This is a genomic window from Streptomyces sp. XH2 (genome assembly GCF_049725035.1).
Taxonomy (GTDB): Bacteria; Actinomycetota; Actinomycetes; order Streptomycetales; family Streptomycetaceae; genus Streptomyces; species Streptomyces roseoverticillatus.
This window is the reverse complement of record NZ_JBMMMZ010000013.1, coordinates 275,691-296,203: the sequence shown is the minus strand read 5'-3', so window position 1 is coordinate 296,203 and position 20,513 is coordinate 275,691. Positions and strand designations below refer to the sequence as shown.

At 71.6% G+C, this 20,513-nt stretch carries 18 protein-coding genes and 5 tRNA genes; 12 read left to right on the top strand and 11 right to left on the bottom strand.

The features are described from left to right. Positions 1 to 294 precede the first annotated feature (294 nt). Positions 295 to 552 carry a DUF3073 domain-containing protein gene (locus ACOTKD_RS26950; protein ID WP_424891560.1) on the top strand — a complete coding sequence of 86 codons (258 nt, stop codon included), beginning with the start codon at positions 295 to 297 and terminating at the stop codon, positions 550 to 552. A 179-nt stretch (positions 553 to 731) separates the two neighbouring features. Here the strand turns inward: ACOTKD_RS26950 and purM are convergent, their stop codons facing one another. From purM to ACOTKD_RS26930, 4 genes are all read right to left on the bottom strand, one after another. After that, entirely contained in the window at positions 732 to 1,826 is a 1,095-nt protein-coding gene (purM, locus tag ACOTKD_RS26945; protein WP_424891559.1) for a phosphoribosylformylglycinamidine cyclo-ligase, read from the bottom strand. A 42-nt stretch (positions 1,827 to 1,868) separates the two neighbouring features. After that, on the bottom strand, positions 1,869 to 3,386 hold the full coding sequence (gene purF / locus ACOTKD_RS26940) for an amidophosphoribosyltransferase (RefSeq protein ID WP_424891557.1): 1,518 nt from the start codon (positions 3,384 to 3,386) through the stop codon (positions 1,869 to 1,871). Positions 3,387 to 3,624: 238 nt separating this feature from the next. Next, positions 3,625 to 4,437, bottom strand: a complete 813-nt coding sequence (locus ACOTKD_RS26935; RefSeq protein WP_424891556.1) for a sterol carrier family protein — start codon at positions 4,435 to 4,437, stop codon at positions 3,625 to 3,627. Between the two features lie 10 nt (positions 4,438 to 4,447). Further along, positions 4,448 to 5,149, bottom strand: coding sequence for a TetR/AcrR family transcriptional regulator (locus tag ACOTKD_RS26930; RefSeq protein WP_424891555.1), 702 nt, complete (start codon positions 5,147 to 5,149; stop codon positions 4,448 to 4,450). 252 nt (positions 5,150 to 5,401) lie between these two features. Here ACOTKD_RS26930 and ACOTKD_RS26925 point away from each other — a divergent pair, with 252 nt between their 5' ends. Further along, positions 5,402 to 6,859: an MFS transporter gene (locus ACOTKD_RS26925; protein ID WP_424891554.1), complete on the top strand. Its 1,458-nt coding sequence runs from the start codon at positions 5,402 to 5,404 to the stop codon at positions 6,857 to 6,859. A gap of 99 nt (positions 6,860 to 6,958) precedes the next feature. On the opposite strand, the gene purL is transcribed toward ACOTKD_RS26925, so the two are convergent. Genes purL through purS form a run of 3 tightly spaced genes read right to left on the bottom strand, consistent with a single transcriptional unit; the run spans position 6,959 to position 10,127 of the window. Further along, positions 6,959 to 9,208, bottom strand: a complete 2,250-nt coding sequence (gene purL, locus ACOTKD_RS26920) for a phosphoribosylformylglycinamidine synthase subunit PurL (RefSeq protein ID WP_424891552.1) — start codon at positions 9,206 to 9,208, stop codon at positions 6,959 to 6,961. Beyond that, positions 9,205 to 9,885 (bottom strand): phosphoribosylformylglycinamidine synthase subunit PurQ, encoded by a 681-nt coding sequence (gene purQ, locus ACOTKD_RS26915; RefSeq protein ID WP_424891550.1) that lies wholly within the window; start codon positions 9,883 to 9,885, stop codon positions 9,205 to 9,207. The genes purL and purQ overlap by 4 nt, the downstream gene beginning before the upstream one ends. Beyond that, complete coding sequence (gene purS / locus ACOTKD_RS26910) at positions 9,882 to 10,127, bottom strand: phosphoribosylformylglycinamidine synthase subunit PurS (protein WP_030367046.1); 246 nt, start codon at positions 10,125 to 10,127, stop codon at positions 9,882 to 9,884. Before purS ends, purQ begins: the two co-directional genes overlap by 4 nt. Positions 10,128 to 10,442: 315 nt before the next feature. On the opposite strand from purS, the gene ACOTKD_RS26905 reads away from it, so the two are divergent. From ACOTKD_RS26905 to ACOTKD_RS26860, 10 genes are all read left to right on the top strand, one after another. Then, positions 10,443 to 10,760, top strand: a complete 318-nt coding sequence (locus tag ACOTKD_RS26905; RefSeq protein WP_424891549.1) for a histone-like nucleoid-structuring protein Lsr2 — start codon at positions 10,443 to 10,445, stop codon at positions 10,758 to 10,760. Positions 10,761 to 10,941: 181 nt separating this feature from the next. Next, positions 10,942 to 11,013, top strand: a tRNA-Gly gene (locus tag ACOTKD_RS26900). A 45-nt stretch (positions 11,014 to 11,058) separates the two neighbouring features. Next, positions 11,059 to 11,130: transfer RNA gene (locus ACOTKD_RS26895), tRNA-Gly, on the top strand. Between the two features lie 46 nt (positions 11,131 to 11,176). After that, positions 11,177 to 11,248: transfer RNA gene (locus ACOTKD_RS26890), tRNA-Gly, on the top strand. A gap of 78 nt (positions 11,249 to 11,326) precedes the next feature. Next, positions 11,327 to 11,402: transfer RNA gene (locus tag ACOTKD_RS26885), tRNA-Gly, on the top strand. A 145-nt stretch (positions 11,403 to 11,547) separates the two neighbouring features. Then, the gene (locus tag ACOTKD_RS26880; RefSeq protein WP_424891548.1) at positions 11,548 to 12,558 is read left to right on the top strand and encodes an ABC transporter ATP-binding protein; all 1,011 of its coding nucleotides are present in this window, start codon (positions 11,548 to 11,550) and stop codon (positions 12,556 to 12,558) included. Further along, on the top strand, positions 12,558 to 13,334 hold the full coding sequence (locus ACOTKD_RS26875; protein ID WP_424891547.1) for an ABC transporter permease: 777 nt from the start codon (positions 12,558 to 12,560) through the stop codon (positions 13,332 to 13,334). The genes ACOTKD_RS26880 and ACOTKD_RS26875 overlap by 1 nt, the downstream gene beginning before the upstream one ends. 67 nt (positions 13,335 to 13,401) lie before the next feature. Then, entirely contained in the window at positions 13,402 to 14,721 is a 1,320-nt protein-coding gene (locus ACOTKD_RS26870; RefSeq protein ID WP_424891546.1) for a sensor histidine kinase, read from the top strand. A gap of 20 nt (positions 14,722 to 14,741) precedes the next feature. Beyond that, the gene (locus ACOTKD_RS26865; protein ID WP_424891545.1) at positions 14,742 to 15,368 is read left to right on the top strand and encodes a response regulator; all 627 of its coding nucleotides are present in this window, start codon (positions 14,742 to 14,744) and stop codon (positions 15,366 to 15,368) included. A 34-nt stretch (positions 15,369 to 15,402) separates the two neighbouring features. Beyond that, positions 15,403 to 15,478 (top strand) — tRNA-Gly (locus ACOTKD_RS26860). A gap of 64 nt (positions 15,479 to 15,542) precedes the next feature. On the opposite strand, the gene ACOTKD_RS26855 is transcribed toward ACOTKD_RS26860, so the two are convergent. The 4 genes from ACOTKD_RS26855 to ACOTKD_RS26840 all read right to left on the bottom strand — a co-directional run bounded on the left by ACOTKD_RS26855 (position 15,543) and on the right by ACOTKD_RS26840 (position 20,454). Further along, on the bottom strand, positions 15,543 to 16,916 hold the full coding sequence (locus ACOTKD_RS26855) for a sensor histidine kinase (protein WP_424891598.1): 1,374 nt from the start codon (positions 16,914 to 16,916) through the stop codon (positions 15,543 to 15,545). A gap of 59 nt (positions 16,917 to 16,975) precedes the next feature. After that, positions 16,976 to 17,674: a response regulator transcription factor gene (locus ACOTKD_RS26850; RefSeq protein WP_424891544.1), complete on the bottom strand. Its 699-nt coding sequence runs from the start codon at positions 17,672 to 17,674 to the stop codon at positions 16,976 to 16,978. 274 nt (positions 17,675 to 17,948) lie between these two features. Next, positions 17,949 to 18,848, bottom strand: coding sequence for a phosphoribosylaminoimidazolesuccinocarboxamide synthase (locus ACOTKD_RS26845; RefSeq protein WP_424891543.1), 900 nt, complete (start codon positions 18,846 to 18,848; stop codon positions 17,949 to 17,951). 79 nt (positions 18,849 to 18,927) lie between these two features. Next, the gene (locus ACOTKD_RS26840; protein ID WP_424891542.1) at positions 18,928 to 20,454 is read right to left on the bottom strand and encodes a N,N-dimethylformamidase beta subunit family domain-containing protein; all 1,527 of its coding nucleotides are present in this window, start codon (positions 20,452 to 20,454) and stop codon (positions 18,928 to 18,930) included. Positions 20,455 to 20,513: the final 59 nt, after the last annotated feature.

Sequence of the window (20,513 nt, the reverse complement as noted above, 5' to 3'; positions counted from 1 at the left end):
TAGTGGTCCCTACAGGCCCGTCCGATGAGGTGGTGAGCGAGACATCTCTCACCACCCATCGGCGGGTCGGGGCACGAGACACGTTAAAATCGCAGCTGACCAGCGGGGACGGGGCTCCCCTAGGGTTGTGCTGCGTGGCACGTCATGCGGGCGACGTACCGTATGGCCGCGGAAGCAGGTACCGTTGAAGCCCTACAGGCCGGATCCCTCCACGGGGGTCCGCTCTGACTCATGAACGTGAACGCGTGTCAAGACTCTGGGGCCGTCGAGCCCCGTCAATGAGGGGGTCGAGCCATGGGGCGCGGCCGGGCCAAGGCCAAGCAGACAAAGGTCGCCCGCCAGCTGAAGTACAACAGCGGCGGGACCGACCTCTCACGTCTGGCCAATGAGCTGGGCGCATCGCCGACGAAGCAGCCGCCGAACAGCGAGCCGCTCGAAAAGGACGATGAGCTGGATGACGACCCGTACGCTCAGTACGCGAGTCGTTACAACGACGAAGAGGACGAGGACGAGCAGACGCCGTCCGACCCTTCTTACCGTCGCCGCGCTTGACGCTGTAACTCCCACTGACCCGGTTCGAGGCCTGTCCTCGGACCGGGTTCTGTGCTGCCCGGGGTGCTGCGTCCGCGGTGCGGGCCGCCGTGCGCGCCGCACGAGGCTCCGCCCGGGACCTTCCGGTCCGGGCGGCGGGCCCCGTGCAGCGTCGGCTCACGTCGGCTCCCGGCGGGCTCTCAGCCGGCGTAGTCGCCGGTCAGAGCCACGGCCTCGGTGTGGTCACCGCGGTCGGTGATGCCACCGGCGACCCAGGCGTCCACGCCGCGGTCGGCGAGGGCCGTGAGGGCCACGTCCACGGACTCCTGCGGGACGACCGCGACCATGCCGACGCCCATGTTCAGCGTCTTCTCCAGCTCCAGCCGCTCGACGCCGCCGAGCCGGCCCACGGTGTCGAAGACCGCGCCCGGCGTCCACGTCGACCTGTCGACCGTCGCCCGGAGGTGGTCCGGGATCACCCGGGCCAGGTTGTTCGCCAGGCCGCCGCCCGTGATGTGCGAGAAGGCGTGCACCTCGGCCGTACGGGTGAGGGCCAGGCAGTCCAGCGAGTAGATCCGGGTGGGCTCCAGCAGCTCCTCGCCGAGGGTGCGGCCGAACTCCGGCACCTCCCGGTCCAGCTCCCAGCCGGCCCGGTCGAAGAGCACATGGCGGACCAGCGAGTACCCGTTCGAGTGAAGTCCGGACGAGGCCATCGCGATGACGACGTCACCCGTACGGATGCGATCGGCGCCCAGCACGTGGTCGGCCTCGACCACGCCGGTGCCCGCACCGGCCACGTCGAACTCGTCCGCGCCGAGCAGGCCCGGGTGCTCGGCGGTCTCGCCGCCGACCAGCGCGCAGCCCGCGAGCACACAGCCCTCGGCGATGCCCTTGACGATCGCGGCGACCCGCTCGGGGTGGACCTTGCCGACGCAGATGTAGTCGGTCATGAACAGCGGCTCGGCGCCGCAGACGACCAGGTCGTCGACGACCATGCCGACCAGGTCGTGGCCGATGGTGTCGTAGACGCCCATGCGGCGGGCGATGTCGACCTTCGTGCCGACGCCGTCCGTGGCGGAGGCCAGGAGGGGGCGCTCGTACCGCTTGAGCGCACTGGCGTCGAAGAGCCCGGCGAAACCGCCGAGGCCGCCGACGACCTCCGGACGGGTGGCCTTCTTCACCCACTTCTTCATCAGCTCGACGGCGTGGTCGCCCGCCTCGATGTCGACGCCCGCGCTTGCGTAGCTGGCACCAGTGCCCGCGTGCGGAGCATGCTCAGAAGACTCTGCAGACATATGTTTGAGAGCTTTCGTGTCGTTCGGTACTGCGGAGGCGTGTCACGGACGACGGAGCGCGTCGGCGGCGTCCGCGCCACCGGCCAGCTCGGTCTCCAGGAGCTGCTTGCCGAGCAGCTCGGGGTCGGGGAGCGCCATGGGGTACTCGCCGTCGAAGCAGGCGCGGCACAGGTTCGGCTTGGCGATGGTGGTCGCCTCGACCATGCCGTCGAGGGAGATGTACGCGAGCGAGTCCGCGCCCAGCGAGCGGCCGATCTCCTCGACGCTCATGCCGTTGGCGATGAGCTCGGCCCGGGTGGCGAAATCGATGCCGAAGAAGCACGGCCATTTCACCGGCGGGGAGGAAATCCGCACGTGCACCTCGGCGGCGCCGGCCTCGCGGAGCATCCGGACGAGCGCGCGCTGGGTGTTGCCGCGGACGATGGAATCGTCGACGACGACCAGGCGCTTGCCCTTGATGACTTCCTTGAGCGGATTCAGCTTGAGCCGGATGCCGAGCTGGCGGATCGTCTGGCTCGGCTGGATGAACGTCCGGCCGACATACGAATTCTTGACCAGGCCGGTGCCGTACGGAATGCCGCTGGCCTCCGCATAACCGACGGCGGCCGGGGTGCCGGATTCCGGAGTCGGTATCACCAGATCGGCGTCGACCGGGGCCTCGGCGGCGAGGCGGCGGCCCATTTCCACACGGGACAGATAGACGTTCCGGCCCGCGATGTCGGTGTCGGGGCGGGCCAGGTACACGTACTCGAAGACACAGCCCTTGGGGCGGGCCTCGGCGAAGCGGCTGGTGCGCACGCCGTGCTCGTCGATGGCGATGAGCTCGCCCGGCTCGACCTCACGGACGAACGTGGCGCCGCAGATGTCCAGGGCGGCCGTCTCGGAGGCCACCACCCAGCCGCGCTCCAGGCGGCCGAGGACCAGCGGGCGGATGCCCTGCGGGTCGCGGGCGGCGTAGAGCGTGTGCTCGTTCATGAAGACGAGGCAGAAGGCGCCCTTGACGTCGGGAAGGACCTTGGCGGCCGCCTCCTCGATGGTCAGCGGCTTGCCCTCGGCGTCGGTCTGGCCCGCGAGGAGGGCCGTGACCAGGTCGGTGTCGTTGGTCGCGGCGACCTGGGTGGCCCGGCCGTTCTCCTTGGGGAGGGCGGCGACCATCTCGGCCAGCTCGGCCGTGTTGACCAGGTTGCCGTTGTGACCCAGCGCGATCGAGCCGTGCGCGGTCGCCCGGAAGGTCGGCTGGGCGTTCTCCCACACCGAGGCTCCGGTGGTGGAGTAGCGGGCGTGACCGACCGCGATGTGGCCCTGGAGGGAGCCGAGGGAGGTTTCGTCGAAGACCTGGGAAACCAGTCCCATGTCCTTGAAAACGAGGATCTGGGAGCCGTTGCTCACTGCGATGCCCGCGGACTCCTGTCCACGGTGCTGCAGCGCATACAGCCCGAAATAGGTGAGTTTGGCGACCTCTTCACCCGGAGCCCAGACACCGAAGACGCCACAAGCGTCCTGGGGGCCCTTCTCACCGGGGAGCAGGTCGTGGCTGAGTCGTCCGTCACCACGAGGCACACCTTGAGTCTATGGCAGGGAGGAGGTTCATCCGAACCGGGGACGACCGGTGATGCCTCACACCACGCACAGCCACTCGGCGCGCACGGTGAATCACCTTTGAGGGATGGCGAATCGCCTTTCGTAGGTCCTTTGTTCATTCCCACAAAGAGGGCTGTCCGGAGGCGGGCCGGACGGGGCTCCGAAAGGAGCCGCCCGGGCGCGGTCCGGACGCGTTCAAGACGCGATCAGGGCCGGGTCACCGCCGCCCGGACAGCGGGAGGTGCGCGGAGAGGTCGGCGCGCTCACCGCTCGCGCTGACAGCGGCGGCTTCCAGGGCGGTGGCCCAGTCCGTACGGCCGGTGGCCAGGCGGAGCCAGGTGAGCGGGTCGGTCTCGACCACGTTGGGCGGCGTGCCGCGGGTGTGCCGGGGGCCGGCCACGCACTGGACGACCGCGAACGGCGGGATGCGGATCTCCACGGAACCGCCCGGGGCCTCGGCGGCGAGCGCGTCGGCCAGCAGACGGGTGGCATGGGCCAGGAGCTGCCGGTCGTAGCGGACCTCGGTGCCCAGCGCCGCCGCGAGGTCGTCGGTGCGGGCGGCCAGCTCCACGCAGCGCGTGACCAGGAAGTCGTCCAGGCGCATGGCGCCCGCGGGAGTGGCGAGCAGGCGGTCGGGCGGGGTGACGGCGGCGAGCGCGGCGAAACGGTCCGCCGCGGCGTCCAGGAGGGCGGCGGGGGGCGCGGCCGCGTCGCTGGCGGCGATCTCGGCGATCTCGGCGATGTCGCTGATCTCGCTGGATGCGGCCTTGACCGGCCACTCCACGGCGGTGATCTCCCGAGCGGGCGGGGCCGGTTCCCCGATCAGGCGGGCCACGAGGTCCGCGTCCAGGGCGATGCGCGCGAGCAGATCGCGGACGGTCCGGCCCCCGCACCGGGTGGGCAGCGCGAGCTGCGCCTCGTCCAGGCTCGCGGCGGCGTCCCGTACGTGGGCGAGCTGCGCGGTGACGGCGGCGCGCAGCTTGGCGGGGTCGTAGCTGCGGGGACGGGGCTTGCGCTGGGCGGGAGGCATGGCCCCGACCCTATTCGGCGCCGGCCTCTGCGGCGTGGGCCTCTACGGCGTGGGTCGCGCCGGCCCCGGCCGGGAGCGTGCCGAAGTCCCCGAGCCCGTGCTCGACCAGGGCGAAGGCGCGCTCGGCGAGGGCGACGGCGCCGGGAAGGACGTCATCCGCCGACTCGCCCGCGAACAACCGCCGGTGGTTGTACTCGTGCACGGCGTAGCGGACGCTCATCAGCTGCGCCGCGACCACGGGGGCGAGCTCGGCTTCGGGCCCTTCCGTGGAGGCGGCCAGCTCTTCGGCCAGGAGCATCTGGGACTGGCGGACGTATTCGTGGGCGCGGATGAGAAGGGCCGGCGTCTCCTGGATCAGGCGGCGCATCCGGAGCACGTAGGGGTGGTCGCTCATGCCGACGGACGCGTCGTGGGCGTGGAGCGCGGCCATGAAGGCCCTGCGGAAGGCGGCGACGACGGACTCGCCGGGGCGCCGGTCGCGCACGGAGCGGGCGGCGTCGCCGATGTGCTCCTTCATGGGGCCGAGGACCAGGTCCTCCTTGGAGGACATGTAGTTGAAGACCGTCATCTTCGAGACCTGGGCGGCCAGGGCGATCTCGGCGACCGACACCTGGTCGTAGCCGCGCTCCAGGAACAGGTCCGCCGCGGTCTTCCAGAGGGTGCGCCGGGTCTGGATCTTCTTGCGCTCACGCAGGCTCAGCTCTTCGGCCATGGCACGACTGTACCAGGATGAAATTTTGACCGGGGCGACAAACTTACCCGATAGAAGAATTGACTCGGTACATGTTGTCGGGGCATGGTGAGGGCGCGCCGCTTCCGTCGGCGTTCACGAACCGGCTCCGGAGGGGGAAGAAGGGTGCATTCATCCACAGCGGCGAGGCAGTTGGCTCCTGATCGGGGGCCTGCGGGAGCGACTGCCCACGCACCCGCTCCGGAGTCGGCCGGTCAGCCGGCCGGGCCCGGCATGACCGCCGGGCAGCGCAAGATCGCCTTCGTGGTCTGCCTGACGACGATGCTCCTGGCCGTCCTCGACCAGAACATCGTCTCGGCCGTCACCGTCCCGATCGTCCGGGACCTCGACCCGGCACACGGCATCGACCGCGTGCCGTGGCTGATCAGCGCCTTCGCCCTCGCCTCGACCGCGGCCCTGCCGCTCTACGGCAAGCTGTGCGACACGCTCGGCGCCCGCAAGGTGTTCCTGAGCGCCGTCGCCGCCTTCCTCGTGGGATCGGCGCTGTGCGGAGCCGCGCAGTCCATGGAGCAGCTCATCGCGTTCCGTGCGATCCAGGGCCTCGGCGGCGGCGGGCTGATGAGCGTGACCATGGTCGTGATCGCGCAGCTCAAGGCGGCGGCGCCCGCGGACGGGAGCGACGGCGGCGGCAAGGGCGGCGCCGGAATCGGCGGCCTCGTGGCGGGCGCGGGCATGGCGCTCGGGCCCGTGCTGGGCGGCGTCCTCGCCGATCACGCCGACTGGCGCTGGGTGTTCTACGTCAACCTGCCCGTCGGCCTCGCCGTGCTCGCCGCCGCGGCCGCCGTCCTCAAGCTCCCCCGGCACCACGGCACGCGCCACCGGATCGACTTCCTCGGCGCCGGCCTCGCCGCGGCCTTCTCCACGGCCGTGCTGCTCGTCACCGAGTGGGGCGGCAAGGAGTACGCGTGGGGGTCCCCCGTCGTCCTCGGGCTGATCGCCGCGAGCGTGCTGCTGCTCGGTCTGTTCCTGTGGCGGCAGGCGACGGCGGCCGAGCCCGTCCTGCCCCTGTCGCTGTTCAAGATCCCCGTGCTGCGCGTCTCGTTCGCGCTGCAGGCGCTGATCGGGACGGCTCTGATGGGCTCGATGATCTACGTGATCATCTATCTGCAGCTCGTGCGCGGCATCGCCGCCACGAACGCGAGCCTGTTCCTGCTCCCGATGGCCGCGGGCATCTCCGTCATCGGCGTCGTCACCGGCCGGCTGACGGCGCGCGGCTGGCCGCAGAAGACCTTCGTCGTCACCGGCACGGCCGTCAGCGCAGCGGCCATGGGGATCCTCGCGACCCTCAGCGCGGACACGGGCCTGTGGGTCGTCGGCGCGGCGCTGCTGCTGCTCGGCCTGGGGTTCGGCCAGCTGCTGGGCCAGCTGATCCAGCTCACGCAGGAGTCGGCACCGCCCCGCCAACTGGGCGTGGCCACCACGGGGATCCGCTTCTTCCAGTCCCTGGGCGGCGCGCTGGGCGCCTCCGTCTTCGGCACGGTGCTGGCCAGGGCGTACGAGGCGAAGGGCCCCGGCGGATCGGCGAGCCGCATAGCCGCGCTCAGCGGCGAGGCGCACACCCAGGCGATACGGGCGTTCGTCTCCTCGGTCGACACGGTGTTCGCGTGTGCTGCCGGAGCGATGCTGCTGGCGCTGGTGCTGGCGATACGCCTGCGGGTGCCCCGCCCCTGATCGGGATGGTGCGATGAGGCGCTGTCCCGGTGGCGGGGGGGGGGGGGGGGGGGGGCGGCCCCCCCCCCCCCCCCCCCCACCGCGGACGTCAGGCGGAACCTACGCGATGAGCGCCGGAATCGTGGCCTCGTGGGCCTCGCGCAGCTCGGCCAGCGGGATGCTGAACTGGCCCTGCACGTCGATCGCTTCGCCGTCGACGACACCGATCCGGGCCGCGGGCAGGCCCCGCGCTCCGCACATGTCGGTGAACCGCAGCTCCTCGCTCCGCGGGACCGCGACGACCGCACGGCCGGCGGACTCGGAGAAGAGGAAGACGAAGGGGTCGGTGCCGATCGGCACGACGATCCGTGCGCCCTTGCCGCCGCGCAGGCACGACTCCGCGAGGGCCTGGATCAGACCGCCGTCGGAGAGGTCGTGCGCGGCGTCGACCATGCCGTCGCGCGAGGCGGAGATCAGGATCTCGCCCAGCAGCTTCTCGCGGTCCAGGTCCACGGCCGGCGGCAGACCGCCGAGGTGGTCGTGGACGACCTGGGACCAGGCCGAGCCGCCCAGCTCCTCCTTGGTGTCACCCAGCAGGTAGAGCAGGTGGCCCTCGTCGGAGAAGGCGATCGGCGTACGGCGGTCGACGTCGTCGATGACGCCGAGCACCGCGACCACGGGGGTCGGGTGGATGGCGGTCTCGCCGGTCTGGTTGTAGAGCGAGACGTTGCCGCCGGTGACCGGGGTGCCCAGGGCGAGGCAGCCGTCGGCCAGGCCGCGCGTGGCCTCCGCGAACTGCCACATGACCGCGGGGTCCTCGGGGGAGCCGAAGTTCAGGCAGTTCGAGATGGCCAGCGGCCGGGCGCCGGAGGCGGACACGTTGCGGTAGGACTCGGCGAGCGCGAGCTGCGCACCCGTGTACGGGTCCAGCTTGGCGTAGCGCCCGTTGCCGTCCGTGGCGACGGCGACACCGAGGTTGGTGTCCTCGTCGATGCGGACCATGCCGGAGTCCTCCGGCTGCGCGAGGACGGTGTTGCCCTGCACGAACCGGTCGTACTGGTCGGTAATCCAGGACTTGGACGCCTGGTTCGGCGAGGAGATCACCTTCAGGACCTGCTCGCGCAGCTCCTCGGCGGTCGCCGGCCGGGCCAGCTTGTTCGCGTCGTCGGCCTGGAGGGCGTCCTGCCACTCCGGGCGGGCGTACGGGCGCTCGTAGACCGGGCCCTCGTGGGCGACGGTGCGCGGCGGCACGTCCACGATCTGCTCGCCGTGCCAGAAGATCTCCAGCCGCTCGCCGTCGGTCACCTCACCGATGACGGTGGCGATGACGTCCCACTTCTCGCAGATCTCCAGGAAGCGGTCGACCTTGCCGGGCTCGACGATCGCGCACATGCGCTCCTGCGACTCGCTCATGAGGATCTCCTCGGGCGAGAGCGTCGCGTCGCGCAGCGGCACGCGGTCCAGCTCGACGCGCATGCCGCCGGAGCCGGCGCTGGCCAGCTCGCTGGTGGCGCAGGACAGACCGGCGCCGCCGAGGTCCTGGATGCCGTCGACCAGGTCCTCGCGGAAGATCTCCAGGGTGCACTCGATGAGGAGCTTCTCCTGGAAGGGGTCGCCGACCTGGACGGCGGGGCGCTTGGCGGGCTTGCTGTCGTCGAAGGTCTCCGAGGCCAGCACCGAGACGCCGCCGATGCCGTCGCCGCCGGTGCGGGCACCGTAGAGGATGACCTTGTTGCCGGCGCCCGAGGCCTTGGCGAGGTGGATGTCCTCGTGCTTCATCACGCCCACGCAGAGCGCGTTGACCAGCGGGTTGCCCTGGTAGCAGGCGTCGAAGACGACCTCGCCGCCGATGTTGGGCAGGCCCAGGCAGTTGCCGTAGCCGCCGATGCCCGCGACGACGCCCGGCAGGACGCGCTTGGTGTCGGGGTGGTCGGCGGCGCCGAAGCGCAGCGGGTCCATGACGGCGACCGGGCGGGCGCCCATCGCGAGGATGTCGCGGACGATGCCGCCGACGCCGGTGGCCGCGCCCTGGTAGGGCTCGATGTACGAGGGGTGGTTGTGCGACTCGACCTTGAAGGTGACCGCGTAGCCCTGGCCGACGTCGACGACGCCGGCGTTCTCGCCGATGCCGACGAGGAGGGCGTCGTTCTCGGGGGCCTTCTCGCCGAACTGGCGGAGGTGGACCTTGCTGCTCTTGTACGAGCAGTGCTCGGACCACATGACCGAGTACATCGCGAGCTCGGCGCCGGTGGGACGGCGGCCGAGGATGGAGCGGATGCGCTCGTACTCGTCCTGCTTGAGGCCGAGTTCGGCCCAGGGCTGGTCGACCTCGGGGGTCTCGTTGGCGTGCTTGACGGTGTCGAGGGTCATGAGGTGACCAGCTTCCTCAGGATCGAGGTGAAGAATCCGAGCCCGTCCGTGCGACCCGTGCCGACGCCCGGCTCGACGGCGTGCTCGGGGTGCGGCATCAGGCCGACGACGTTGCCGGCGGCGTTGGTGATGCCCGCGATGTCGCGGAGCGAGCCGTTGGGGTTGCCGTCCAGGTAGCGGAAGGCGACGCGGCCCTCGGCCTCGAGCTCGTCGAGGGTGCGCTCGTCGGCCACGTAGCGGCCGTCGATGTTCTTCAGCGGGACGGAGATCTCCTGGCCCGCCTCGTAGTCGGACGTCCAGGCGGTGTCCGCGTTCTCGACGCGGAGCTTCTGGTCGCGGCAGATGAAGTGCAGGTGGTTGTTGCGCAGCATCGCGCCGGGCAGCAGGTGGGTCTCGGTGAGCACCTGGAAGCCGTTGCAGATGCCGAGGACGGGCATGCCGCCCCTGGCCTGCTCGATGACGGTCTCCATGACCGGCGAGAAGCGGGAGATGGCGCCCGCCCGCAGATAGTCGCCGTAGGAGAAACCGCCGGGCAGGACCACGGCGTCCACCTGCTTGAGGTCCTTGTCGCGGTGCCAGAGCGGCACGGGCTCCAGCCCGGCGATCCGGACGGCGCGCTGGGTGTCGCGGTCGTCCAGGGTGCCGGGGAAGGTGATGACTCCTACGCGTGCAGTCACGAGTCGACCCGCACGGTGAAGTTCTCGATCACGGTGTTGGCGAGAAACGTTTCCGCCATCTCGTGGATTCGGGCGAGGGCGGCGTCGTCGACCGGTCCCTCCACCTCGAGTTCAAAGCGCTTGCCCTGACGGACGTCGGCGATCCCCTCGAAACCCAGGCGAGGCAGCGCGCGCTGCACCGCCTGGCCCTGCGGGTCGAGGATCTCCGGCTTGAGCATGACGTCGACTACGACGCGTGCCACTGGCACTCCCGGTGTGTGGTGCGTGAGCTGAAGCGGTACGGCCAGAGTACAGTCCCGAAAAATCTACGCGCATAGATATGCTGGGCCTCCTGTCACGTTTACGCATCGACGCCCAGGACGCCCTGGAAAAATCCCGGGAAAAACGTACGGTCCTGATTGCGAAGAGGCGCCCGGACAGAATTAACTGGGCTTCACTTTGCAATGCGTCTCGTTGTACAAATGAATAACCATTGACCAGGAACGGATCCGGAACATCCGGAACCAGTGCATCTGCGCAGTTCACCGCGGAGATGCCCGCCGAAAGGACCGATATTCGTGGCACAGCGCGTAGTGGTCACACTCTCCGACGACATCGACGGCGGGGAAGCCGCGGAGACGGTTACCTTCGGCCTCGACGGCAAGTCGTACGAGATCGACCTGAACACTGCCAATGCGAAGAAACTGCGAGCGGTCCTCACGCCTTACCTGGAGGCGGGTCGCAAGCAGTCCCGCTCCGGCAAGGCCTACCGCCGCACCTCCGTCGCCCCCGACCCCGCGGCCGTCCGCGCCTGGGCCCGCTCGCACGGCATGGACGTGCCGCCGCGCGGCCGCATCCCCAAGCGCGTGTACGAGGCCTTCAACTCCGCCGACTGAGCCGCGCGCCGAGCCGTCGCCGAGCCGCCCGCCCGGACTCCGCCGGGCCGGGGCCGGGCTCCCTCGGGGCCGCTCCCGGGGTCGCCGGCCGGGCCGATTTGCCAAGCACCCCGGATGATCAGCTAGAGTCTGGATCACGCCGAGGGGCGAGGCCGGGAAACCGGGCAAAACCCCAGGTCACGCGGGTGTAGCTCAGTAGTAGAGCGCCCCCTTTCCAAGGGGGAGGCGCAGTGTGCGATTCCTGTCACCCGCTCTGAACGTCCTCCGGTCACATCCGTGACCGGCCGGGACGGATCATGCGGGTGTAGCTCAGTAGTAGAGCGCCCTCTTTCCAAGAGGGAGGCGCAGTGTGCGATTCCTGTCACCCGCTCTGATCGCTTGCCGGTCCACTTCTGTGGGCCGGACCGGCGATCCATGCGGGTGTAGCTCAGTAGTAGAGCACCCCCTTTCCAAGGGGGAGGCGCAGTGTGCGATTCCTGTCACCCGCTCTCATCACGGTTACCGGCCACGGAAGTGGATCAGGTAGAGTGATGCACGCGCCGCCCGGTGAAGCCGGTCGGATGCATGCGGACGTAGCTCAGTTGGTAGAGCACCACCTTGCCAAGGTGGATGTCGCGAGTTCGAGTCTCGTCGTCCGCTCCAGTTACGAAGGCCCCGGTCATCACGACCGGGGCCTTCGGCGTTCCCGCCCCGGTGTCCCCCGGGCTCCGGCGCTGATGACATTCGTCATCCGAAGTCATGACAGGCCGCACTGACCCCCGCCCGGATCCGGCGGGAGGCTTGGGACATGGACATCGGGGACAGTGTGATCGACGTCTCGGGGCTGCGCCGCCGCTACGGCCCGGCCGGAGACGAAGGCTTCGAAGCGGTGCGGGACATCTCCTTCACCGTGGCGCGAGGCGAGTTGTTCGCCCTGCTCGGCACGAACGGCGCGGGGAAGACCTCCACGGTCGAGCTGCTGGAGGGGCTCGCGAAGCCGACCGCGGGCAAGGTGCGGGTGCTGGGGCACGACCCGTATGCGGAGCGGAGCGCCGTGCGGCCCCGGATCGGGGTGATGCTCCAGGAGGGCGGCTTCCCCACGGACCTGACCGTCGCGGAGACGGTCCGCATGTGGGCCGGCTGCACCACCGGGGCCCGGCCCGTGGCGGAGGCCCTGGAGCTGGTCGACATGCTCCGCCGCAAGGACGTCCGCATCAAGCAGCTCTCCGGCGGCGAGCGCCGCCGCCTCGATCTCGCACTCGCGCTCCTCGGCCGCCCCGAGGTCCTCTTCCTCGACGAGCCGACGACCGGTCTCGACCCCGAGGCCCGGCGCAACACCTGGGAGCTGGTGCGCCGGCTGCGCGCCGAGGGCACCACGGTGCTGCTCACCACGCACTATCTGGAAGAGGCGGAGGCCCTCGCCGACCGTCTGGCGATCATGCGCGAGGGGCGGATCGTCACGTCCGGGAGGCCGGAGGAGGTGATCGGCAGCTATCCCGCGCGGATCCGCTTCGCGATGCCGGTGGGCTGGTTTGTGGGCGATCTCCCGCCGCTCGCCGAGCTGGGCGTCGTGCGGCACGAGGAGGACCGCGGGCGCATAGAGCTGCAGACCCGCGAGCTGCAGCGGACGCTGACCGGGCTGCTGCTCTGGGCCCGGGACAAGGACGTCGAGCTGGAGGGCCTCGACGCCCGGACCGCCTCGCTGGAGGAGGCGTTCCTGGCCATAGCGGGCGCGGGCCCGGCCGCTGAGCCCGCGGGGGCGGGGGCGGGTCCCGGTGCTGGCCTTGGTGTGGATTCTGTCGCGGGAAGGAACGCGTGATGGCGAAGGCCGTGTCGATATCGGTGCCGCGGATGACGGCGCTGGGCCGGGCGGAGTTCATCCTGCTCGGGCGGAACAAGATGGGGCTCTACGTGGCCCTGCTGATGCCGGTGATGATGGTCTGGGCCATGCGGCGCGCCATCGGTGAGGTCGACCTCGGCGAGGCCGGGATGTCGGTCAACGAGGTCGCCCTGACCGGCGCCTTCGGCTACATCCTGCTCTTCGCCGTCTACCAGCACCTGGTCAGTGCCTATGTGGCGCGCCGTGAGGAGCTGGTCCTCAAGCGGCTGCGGACCGGCGAGACCAACGATGCCGAGATCCTGACCGGCACGGCGCTGCCGGCGGTGGTCGTGGCGCTGGCGCAGTGCGTCCTGCTGGTCGTGGCGGGCGTGCTCTGGCTGGACCTGCGGGCGGTCGCCCGCCCCGATCTGATGGCGATCGGGCTCCTGCTCGGGCTGGCGATGTCCATAGCCCTGGCCGCGGTGACCGCGAGCTGGGCGAAGACGGTGCAGGGCTCCCAGTTGGTGACCTCGCCGCTGATGCTGATATCCGTGGCGGGCTCGGGGCTCATGGTGCCGCTGGAGGCCATGCCGGACACCATGGCGGACATCTGCTCGGTGCTGCCGCTGACACCGGTGATCCAGTTGGTGCGCGGCGGCTGGCTGGGCGGGATGAGCGCTCATGAAGCCGGGGGCGCGGTCCTCACGGGCATTGCCTGGACAATAGTGGCCGCGTACGGCGCCAAGCGGTGGTTCCGGTGGGATCCGCGGCGGTAGCCCTGGGGCGACGGGCGTAGGCCGCGGCCGTGAAGCAGTGACGAGGACGTGCAAGGGGGCGGGACCCATGGGCCTGTGGACACGGGTGCAGGAGTGGCGGGGCCGCAGCAGGGTCGCCAAGGTCGACAGCTATATGCGGTGGACGCTCTATGCGCTGCCCTTCTTCCTCCCCGGAGCCGGCACGGTCAATGTGCTCGCCGACTCCGGCCTCGGCCGGCCGTGGATGCTGGCGCTGGGCGGAATCTTCACCTTCCAGGGCCTCGTGGGCATATCCGTCTTCCGCCGCTCCCTCGATCACTACCTCTGGAAAAAGCCCGCGCCCTGGCTGCTGGTGGCCGTGCAGTGGGTGCTGTTCGCCGCGGCGGTCGTCTGCATGGCGATGTCGTTCCGTGCGTACGGCCAGCAGTACGGCTCCACGATCGGCCTGTTCCTGTGGAACGGCAGCTTGTCGGTCTTCGGCCCGCACACCCTGCTGGTCCGCAGGGTCCGCAGGTTCGTGATCCCGTGCGTCGTCGTGGCACTGGCGCTGGGGCTCGGCGTGCTGGCGGTCGGCGCCGACTGGCAGGCCGCGGTCGCCCTGACGGCAGCGGTGCTCGTCCTCACGCTCTGGGTCGTGTACGTCGTGCGGATGTCGGGCTGGATGCTGCACGTCATGTGGGAGCTGGAGACGGCGCGGGAGGCGCAGGCGCGGCTGGCGGTCGCGGAGGAGCGGCTGCGGTTCGGCCGGGATCTGCACGATGTCCTCGGGCGGAACCTCGCGGTGATCGCGCTCAAGAGCGAGCTGGCCGTCCAGCTGGCCCGCCGGGGCTCGCCCGCCGCGGTGGAGCAGATGACCGAGGTCCAGCGGATGGCCCAGGACTCCCAGCGCGAGGTCCGGGAGGTCGTGCGCGGGTATCGCGAGGCGGACCTGCACACCGAGCTGGTGGGGGCGCGGGGCGTGCTGTCCGCCGCGGACATCGAGTGCCGCATCGACGACACGGTGGGCAAGGCCCTGCCGCCGGCGGTGCAGTCGGTCCTGGCGTGGGTCGTCCGGGAGGGGACCACCAATGTGCTGCGGCACGCGGACGCCGGGCGGTGTGCCGTGCGGCTGCGGGTCGTGGCGGGGACGACGGCCGTTCTGGTCATGGAGAACAACGGCGTGCGGGAGCCGGAGCGGGATCCGGGTTCCGCGAGCGGCTCCGGGCTGGCGGGCCTGCGGGAGCGGCTCACGGTGCTGGGTGGCACGCTGACCTACGAGCACCGGGCGAACGCGACGTTCCGGCTGACGGCGGAGGTGCCGCTGGAGGGGGTGCTGCCGGCGGATGCGGACGGTACGGACGGCGCAGCCCTGCCGGGCAAGGCGGTTCAGGGGGCGGATCTGGTTCCGGTGAACGGGGGGACGGCATGAGCACCGGTGCGCGTACGGACATGGGCGGCGTCAACATCACGCCGATCCGGGTCATGCTCGCGGATGACGAGCATTTGATCCGGGGCGCGCTGGCCGCGCTGCTGGGCCTGGAGGATGATCTTCAGGTGGTCGCCGAGGCGGCGTCGGGCCCGGAGGCGCTCGCGATGGCCCGGACGCACCGGCCGGACGTCGCCGTGCTGGATCTTCAAATGCCAGGGGCCGACGGTGTGATGGTGGCCACAACCCTGCGGGCCGAGTTGCCGGCGTGCCGGACCATGATCGTGACGGGTCACGGCCGCCCCGGGCACCTGAAGCGGGCGCTGGAGGCGGGGGTGCGGGGGTTCGTGCCGAAGACCGTTTCGGCGCAGAAGCTCGCCGAGATCATCCGGACCGTGCACCGCGGAAGCCGTTATGTGGACCCGGAGTTGGCGGCCGACGCGATCAGTGCGGGCGACTCCCCGCTGAGCGCGCGAGAGGCCGAGCTGCTCGAACTGGCGGAGGGCGGGGCGCCCGTCGCGGAGATCGCGGAGCGGGCCTCGCTGACGCCCGGGACGGTCCGCAATTACCTCTCCTCGGCCGCCACGAAGCTGGGCGCGGACAACCGGCACGCCGCCGCGCGCATTGCACGCTCTCAAGGTTGGCTATAGTTGTTCTCGCACCGCAGGGAAACCCGCGGGGCATGCGGACGTAGCTCAGTTGGTAGAGCACCACCTTGCCAAGGTGGATGTCGCGAGTTCGAGTCTCGTCGTCCGCTCCAGTTACGAAGGCCCCGGTCATCACGACCGGGGCCTTCGGCGTTCCCCGGGCCGGGTCTCCCCCGCTCACCCCGGGGTTCCGGGGAAGCGGAGGCGGAAGAGGGCGCCGCCCGCCGGCGCCTGTTCCGCGGTCAGCTCGGCGCCGTGGGCGCGGGCGATCTGGCGGGCCATGGCCAGGCCCAGGCCCGAGCCGGGCAGGGCCCGGGCCTGGCGGGAGCGGTAGAAGCGGTCGAAGACGTAGGGCAGGTCCTCGGCGGAGATGCCGGGGCCGTGGTCGCGGACGGTCAGGTCGAGCGCCCCGCCGGCCGTACGGGCCAGGCGCACCTCGACGACGCCGCCGGGCGGGCTGAACTTGGCGGCGTTGTCGAGCAGGTTGGACAGCAGCCGGGCGAGGCGGGCCGGGACGCCCGGGACGGTGACGCCCTCCGGGCCTGTCAGATCCGCCGTGAAGACCGTGCCGGGCCAGTGGCCGCGCGCGTCGGCGACGCAGCGCTCCGCCAGCCGGTCGAGGCGCACGTCCTCCAGGAACTGCTGCGGTTCCTCGTCGCGGGCCAGCTCGATGAGGTCGTTGACCAGACCGGTGACCTCGCGGAGCTGGCGGCCGAGCGCGCCGGCGGCCCGCTCGCGCTGGGCCGGGGTGAGGCGTTCGGCGCGGGCGAGGAGCTCGGCGTTGGTGCGCAGCGCGGTCAGCGGAGTGCGCAGCTCGTGGGAGGCGTCGGCGACGAGGCGGCGCTGGGCGGCGACGGCCTCCTCCAGTTCGCCGAGCATGGTGTTGAAGCTGGTGGCGAGGCTGGTGATCTCGTCGTCCCGGCGGGCCTCGTAAGGGGCGAGCTCGATGCGGTGGGCGGGGTCGCGGGTGGCGGCGATGTGTTCGGCGGTGGCCGTGAGCCGGGTCACGGGGCGCAGGGACGTACGGGACGCGAAGTAGCCGAGGCCGGCGGCGAGGAGCACGCCCGCGCCGCCGACCGCGCCGAGCAGGAGGCCCGCCTGGCGCACGCCCTTGTCGACGGTGTCGGAGCGGACGGCGACCTGCAGGGCGCGGTGGCCCTTGACCGGGGTGGTCAGCATCCGCATGGCGTGGCCGTCGACGGTGATGTCGCTGTAGTGCTCGCCGAGCGTGCCGGCCGCGACGCGGCGGGTGGCGCCGGTCACGGGCAGCACGAGGCCGTCCTGGTGCGGGGCGGCCGGATCGGCCCGGACGGTCTGTGCGCAGGCCGGGGCGGCGAGCCAGGTGCACTCTCCGTACAGGGGGCCCGTCGGTTCGCTGCGGCTCTGCTGGGCGATGAGGGTGGCCTGCTGCTTGAGCTGGAGGTCGAGCTGGCGGCCCAGTTCGTAGCGGATGACGACGTAGGCGGCGGCCAGGACGCCGAGGGCGACGACAGCGACGGCCACGGACGTCACGAGGGCGAGCCGGGCGCGGAGCGGCCTCCGGCCGAGGATCCTCCTGCGCAGGGCCGTCGTTCTCCCGGCGCGTCCCGCGTCCCCCGCGTCCCCTGCGCTCACTGCTCCGCCAGGCGGTAGCCGATGCCGTGCACGGTGTGGACGAGGCGGGGGGCGCCGCCGGCCTCCAGTTTGCGCCGCAGGTAACCGATGTAGACGGCGAGGGAGTTGGAGTCCGGGCCGAAGTCGGTGCCCCACACGCGTTCCTGGATGACCTCGCGGGGCAGCACCTGGCCCGCGTGGCGCATCAGGACGTCCAGCAGGGCGAATTCGGTGCGCGTGAACTCGAGGTGGGTGCCGGCGCGGTCGCCGGTGCGGGTGGCCGGGTCGACGGTGAGGTCCGCGAAGGAGAGGGTGCCGGCGTCCTGCCCGGCGGCCGGTTCCGTGGGGGCGGCGCGGCGCAGGAGGGCCCTGAGGCGGGCCAGGAGCTCGTCCAGGGCGAACGGTTTGACCAGGTAGTCGTCGGCTCCGGCGTCCAGGCCCGCGACGCGGTCGGCGACGGCGTCGCGGGCGGTGAGGACGAGCACGGGCGTGCGGTCGCCCAGGGCGCGCAGCCTCCGGCAGACCGCGAGGCCGTCGAGGACGGGCATGGCCAGGTCGAGGACGACGGCGCCGGGCGGCGCGGCCGCGACGGAGGAGAGGGCCGCCAGGCCGTCGGCCGCCTCCCGGACGTCGTAGCCCTCGATGGTCAGGGCGTCGGCGACGGCCGCCCGGACGTCGGGGTCGTCGTCGACGACGAGGACGGACGTCTCGGCCATGTCGCCTCCGGCGGGGTTCTGCGGCGTTCGGGGTGCCCCCAGCGGTCGGGGCCCCAGCGGTTCGGGGTGCCCCCAGCTTGTCAGGGCTCTCTTAGAGAGCTCTTACGTTCGCGGCGCGGCCGCCGCCGCGTACGGCTGCCAGGGGCCGGGCGAGGTCCGGCACCGCCGGATGCGTTGCGGGTGGCTGAGCGCCGTCGCGGCGGAGTGGTGTGCCCGGGCCGGATCCGGCACCGGCCCTTCGTTCCGCCGGCCCCGGCCCCGGCCCGGCAGGGCGTCAGGCCCAGCTCAGGCCCGTCAGGCGTTCGTACGCCTCGATGTACTTCGCGCGGGTGCGGTCCACGATCTCCTGCGGGAGCACCGGCGGCGGCTGGTGGCCGTGGCGGTCCCAGCCCGAGGCCGGGGAGGTCAGCCAGTCGCGGACGAACTGCTTGTCGAAGGACGGCTGCGCCCGCCCCGGCTGCCACTGGTCCGCCGGCCAGAAGCGGGAGGAGTCGGGGGTGAGCACCTCGTCCGCGAGGACGAGCTCGCCGCCCGCGAAGCCGAACTCGAATTTGGTGTCGGCGAGGACGATGCCCCGGTCGCGGGCGATGTCGCGGGCCCGCCCGTAGACGGCGAGCGTCGTCTGCCGCAGCAGGGCCGCCGTCTCGGCGCCGACCTGCCGCGCCACCTCCTCGTAGCTGACGTTCTCGTCGTGCTCGCCGACCTCGGCCTTCGTGGCGGGCGTGAAGATCGGGGACGGCAGCTCGGAGCCGTCGGTGAGGCCCTCGGGGAGGGCGAGGCCGCACACCGTGCGCGTCTGCCGGTACTCGGCGAGCCCGGAGCCGGTCAGATAGCCGCGGGCCACGCACTCCACCGGCACCATGTCGAGCGCGCGGCAGATGAGCGTGCGGCCCTCCCAGTCGGCGGGGGCGCCGGCGGGCAGGTCCGTGGAGATGACGTGGTGGGGGACGAGGTCGGTCAGGCGGTCGAACCACCACAGGGACAGCTGGGTGAGGACCCGGCCCTTGTCGGGGATCTCGGTGGGCAGCACCCAGTCGTAGGCGGACATGCGGTCGGAGGCGACCATGACCAGATTGCCGTCCGCGTCGCGGTAGAGGTCGCGGACCTTGCCGGTGTGCAGATGCACCAGACCGGGCACCTCGATCGGCTCGGGCTTCTCTACGAATCCGGACACGCGTCCTCCTGGTGGTTTGTCCAAGCACCACGATTCTGCCGTACGGGCCGGGACCCGGCGGAGGAGGGTCGGGCGAGGGTCAGCAGCGCTTGCAGATCCGGTCCAGGAGGTTGGCCGTCGCCCGCTGGATCCGGGTGTCGGTGTGTCCCGGCCGGTCCAGGGCCGGTGACCAGGCGAAGGTGCCCGCGGCGAAGACCAGGGCGCCGCTGGGGGCGCGGTAGAGGGACGTCTCCTGGTGGCGCTTGCTGCCCTCGCTGTCGAGGTACGGCGAGTGGGCCAGCAGGATGCGGCGGGTGTGCTCGGGCAGGGCCGTCCGGGGGTAGTAGCGGTCGGCCTCGCCGGCGACGAGGCCGGGGAGCTCGTCGCCCTCGCCGGCGCCGGTGGCGTCCCACAGCCAGTGGTCGGCGTTGCGGACGACCATGGGGGCGGGCTCGGGGACGCGCCCCGCGTACTGGATGCCCAGGAGCTGCTGCTCGGCCGGTGTGATGTCGCGCCAGAGCGCGGAGCGGCCGGGGCCGCGGTGCTTCCGGCAGGTCATGAGGTGGTCGGGGCCGGCCGGCGAGGGGGCGAGCTCGACCTGCCAGTACATGGTGTTGGCGGAGAGGAAGACCAGCGAGGTGCCGGAGTCGCGGGCGAGCTCGGCGGCCCGGCGCATGGCCGGCGACCAGTACTCGTCGTGGCCGGGGAAGACCAGGCCGCGGTAGCGGGAGGGGTCGACGCGGCCCGCGTGGAGGTCGCGGGTGTCGGCGTAGGCGATGTCGTAGCCGTAGCGCTCGGCCCAGCGGATGAAGTCGTACGCGTGGCCCACGTGCAGCGGCAGGCCCGCACCGGCGAAGGGGCGGTCGAAGGAGACGGTGGTGGCCGCGCCCTCCTCGCCGAGCAGCCGGCCGTGCTCGTCCCAGGCGTGGTAGAGGCTCGCGCCCGTGCGGCCGTCCTCGGGGTAGAGGTTGTAGGCCTGCCAGGTGATGTCGGGCAGGACGAGCAGCAGGTCCGCCGGGTGGGTGTCGCGGACGAGGAAGGGGATGTGGCTGCGGTAGCCGTCGGCGGTGGTCAGGACGGCCACGTAGGCGCCGAGGCTCCAGTAGCTGGGGATCTGCAGGCGCCACGAGAGCCACCAGTGGTGGCAGGAGACCGTGCGGTCGACGGTGAGGGGCGCGGGCTGGACGATGCCGGACAGCCGCGGACTCGTGGTGATCTTGGAGGCGCCGTCGCCCGCGTAGTGGCCGATGCGGTAGACGTCCACGCCGAACTGCTGCGGCGGATCCACGGTGATGCGGAAATCTATGGCCTCGCCGGGGGCGACAGCGCTGTTGGACGCGAAGCCCTTGATCTGGAGGTGGACGTCGTCCGCGGTGCGCGGGCCGCCGCTGCGGGGGGCGGGGACACGGCCGGCGCCGCGGCCCCCGCCGGCTCTGCCCCGGCCCGCTCCCGCTTCCCCGCCGCCCCGGTCCGGGACGGGGTTCACGTACCACGGGATGATCTGGCCCGTGTCGTCGAAATAGTGCTCGCTGCCGCGCAGCCAGGGCAGCGGGCCCTGACCGAAGGGGTCGGACACGGCGTGTGCGAGTGCCCCCGACTCCCAGCGGCGGATCTGGTCCATCCCCATGCGTGCTCCCTCCCCTGTCCCCCGGCGCCTGCTGATTTCCGCTGCTTTCCCCCGCCCGG

Coding starts and splice junctions, on each gene's coding strand:
- ACOTKD_RS26950 (WP_424891560.1), top strand. CDS start 295: ATGGGGCGCGGCCGGGCCAAGGCCAAGCAGACAAAGGTCGCCCGCCAG.
- purM (WP_424891559.1), bottom strand. CDS start 1,826: ATGTCTGCAGAGTCTTCTGAGCATGCTCCGCACGCGGGCACTGGTGCC.
- ACOTKD_RS26935 (WP_424891556.1), bottom strand. CDS start 4,437: ATGCCTCCCGCCCAGCGCAAGCCCCGTCCCCGCAGCTACGACCCCGCC.
- ACOTKD_RS26930 (WP_424891555.1), bottom strand. CDS start 5,149: ATGGCCGAAGAGCTGAGCCTGCGTGAGCGCAAGAAGATCCAGACCCGG.
- ACOTKD_RS26925 (WP_424891554.1), top strand. CDS start 5,402: ATGACCGCCGGGCAGCGCAAGATCGCCTTCGTGGTCTGCCTGACGACG.
- purL (WP_424891552.1), bottom strand. CDS start 9,208: ATGACCCTCGACACCGTCAAGCACGCCAACGAGACCCCCGAGGTCGAC.
- ACOTKD_RS26880 (WP_424891548.1), top strand. CDS start 11,548: ATGGACATCGGGGACAGTGTGATCGACGTCTCGGGGCTGCGCCGCCGC.
- ACOTKD_RS26875 (WP_424891547.1), top strand. CDS start 12,558: ATGGCGAAGGCCGTGTCGATATCGGTGCCGCGGATGACGGCGCTGGGC.
- ACOTKD_RS26870 (WP_424891546.1), top strand. CDS start 13,402: ATGGGCCTGTGGACACGGGTGCAGGAGTGGCGGGGCCGCAGCAGGGTC.
- ACOTKD_RS26865 (WP_424891545.1), top strand. CDS start 14,742: ATGGGCGGCGTCAACATCACGCCGATCCGGGTCATGCTCGCGGATGAC.
- ACOTKD_RS26850 (WP_424891544.1), bottom strand. CDS start 17,674: ATGGCCGAGACGTCCGTCCTCGTCGTCGACGACGACCCCGACGTCCGG.
- ACOTKD_RS26840 (WP_424891542.1), bottom strand. CDS start 20,454: ATGGGGATGGACCAGATCCGCCGCTGGGAGTCGGGGGCACTCGCACAC.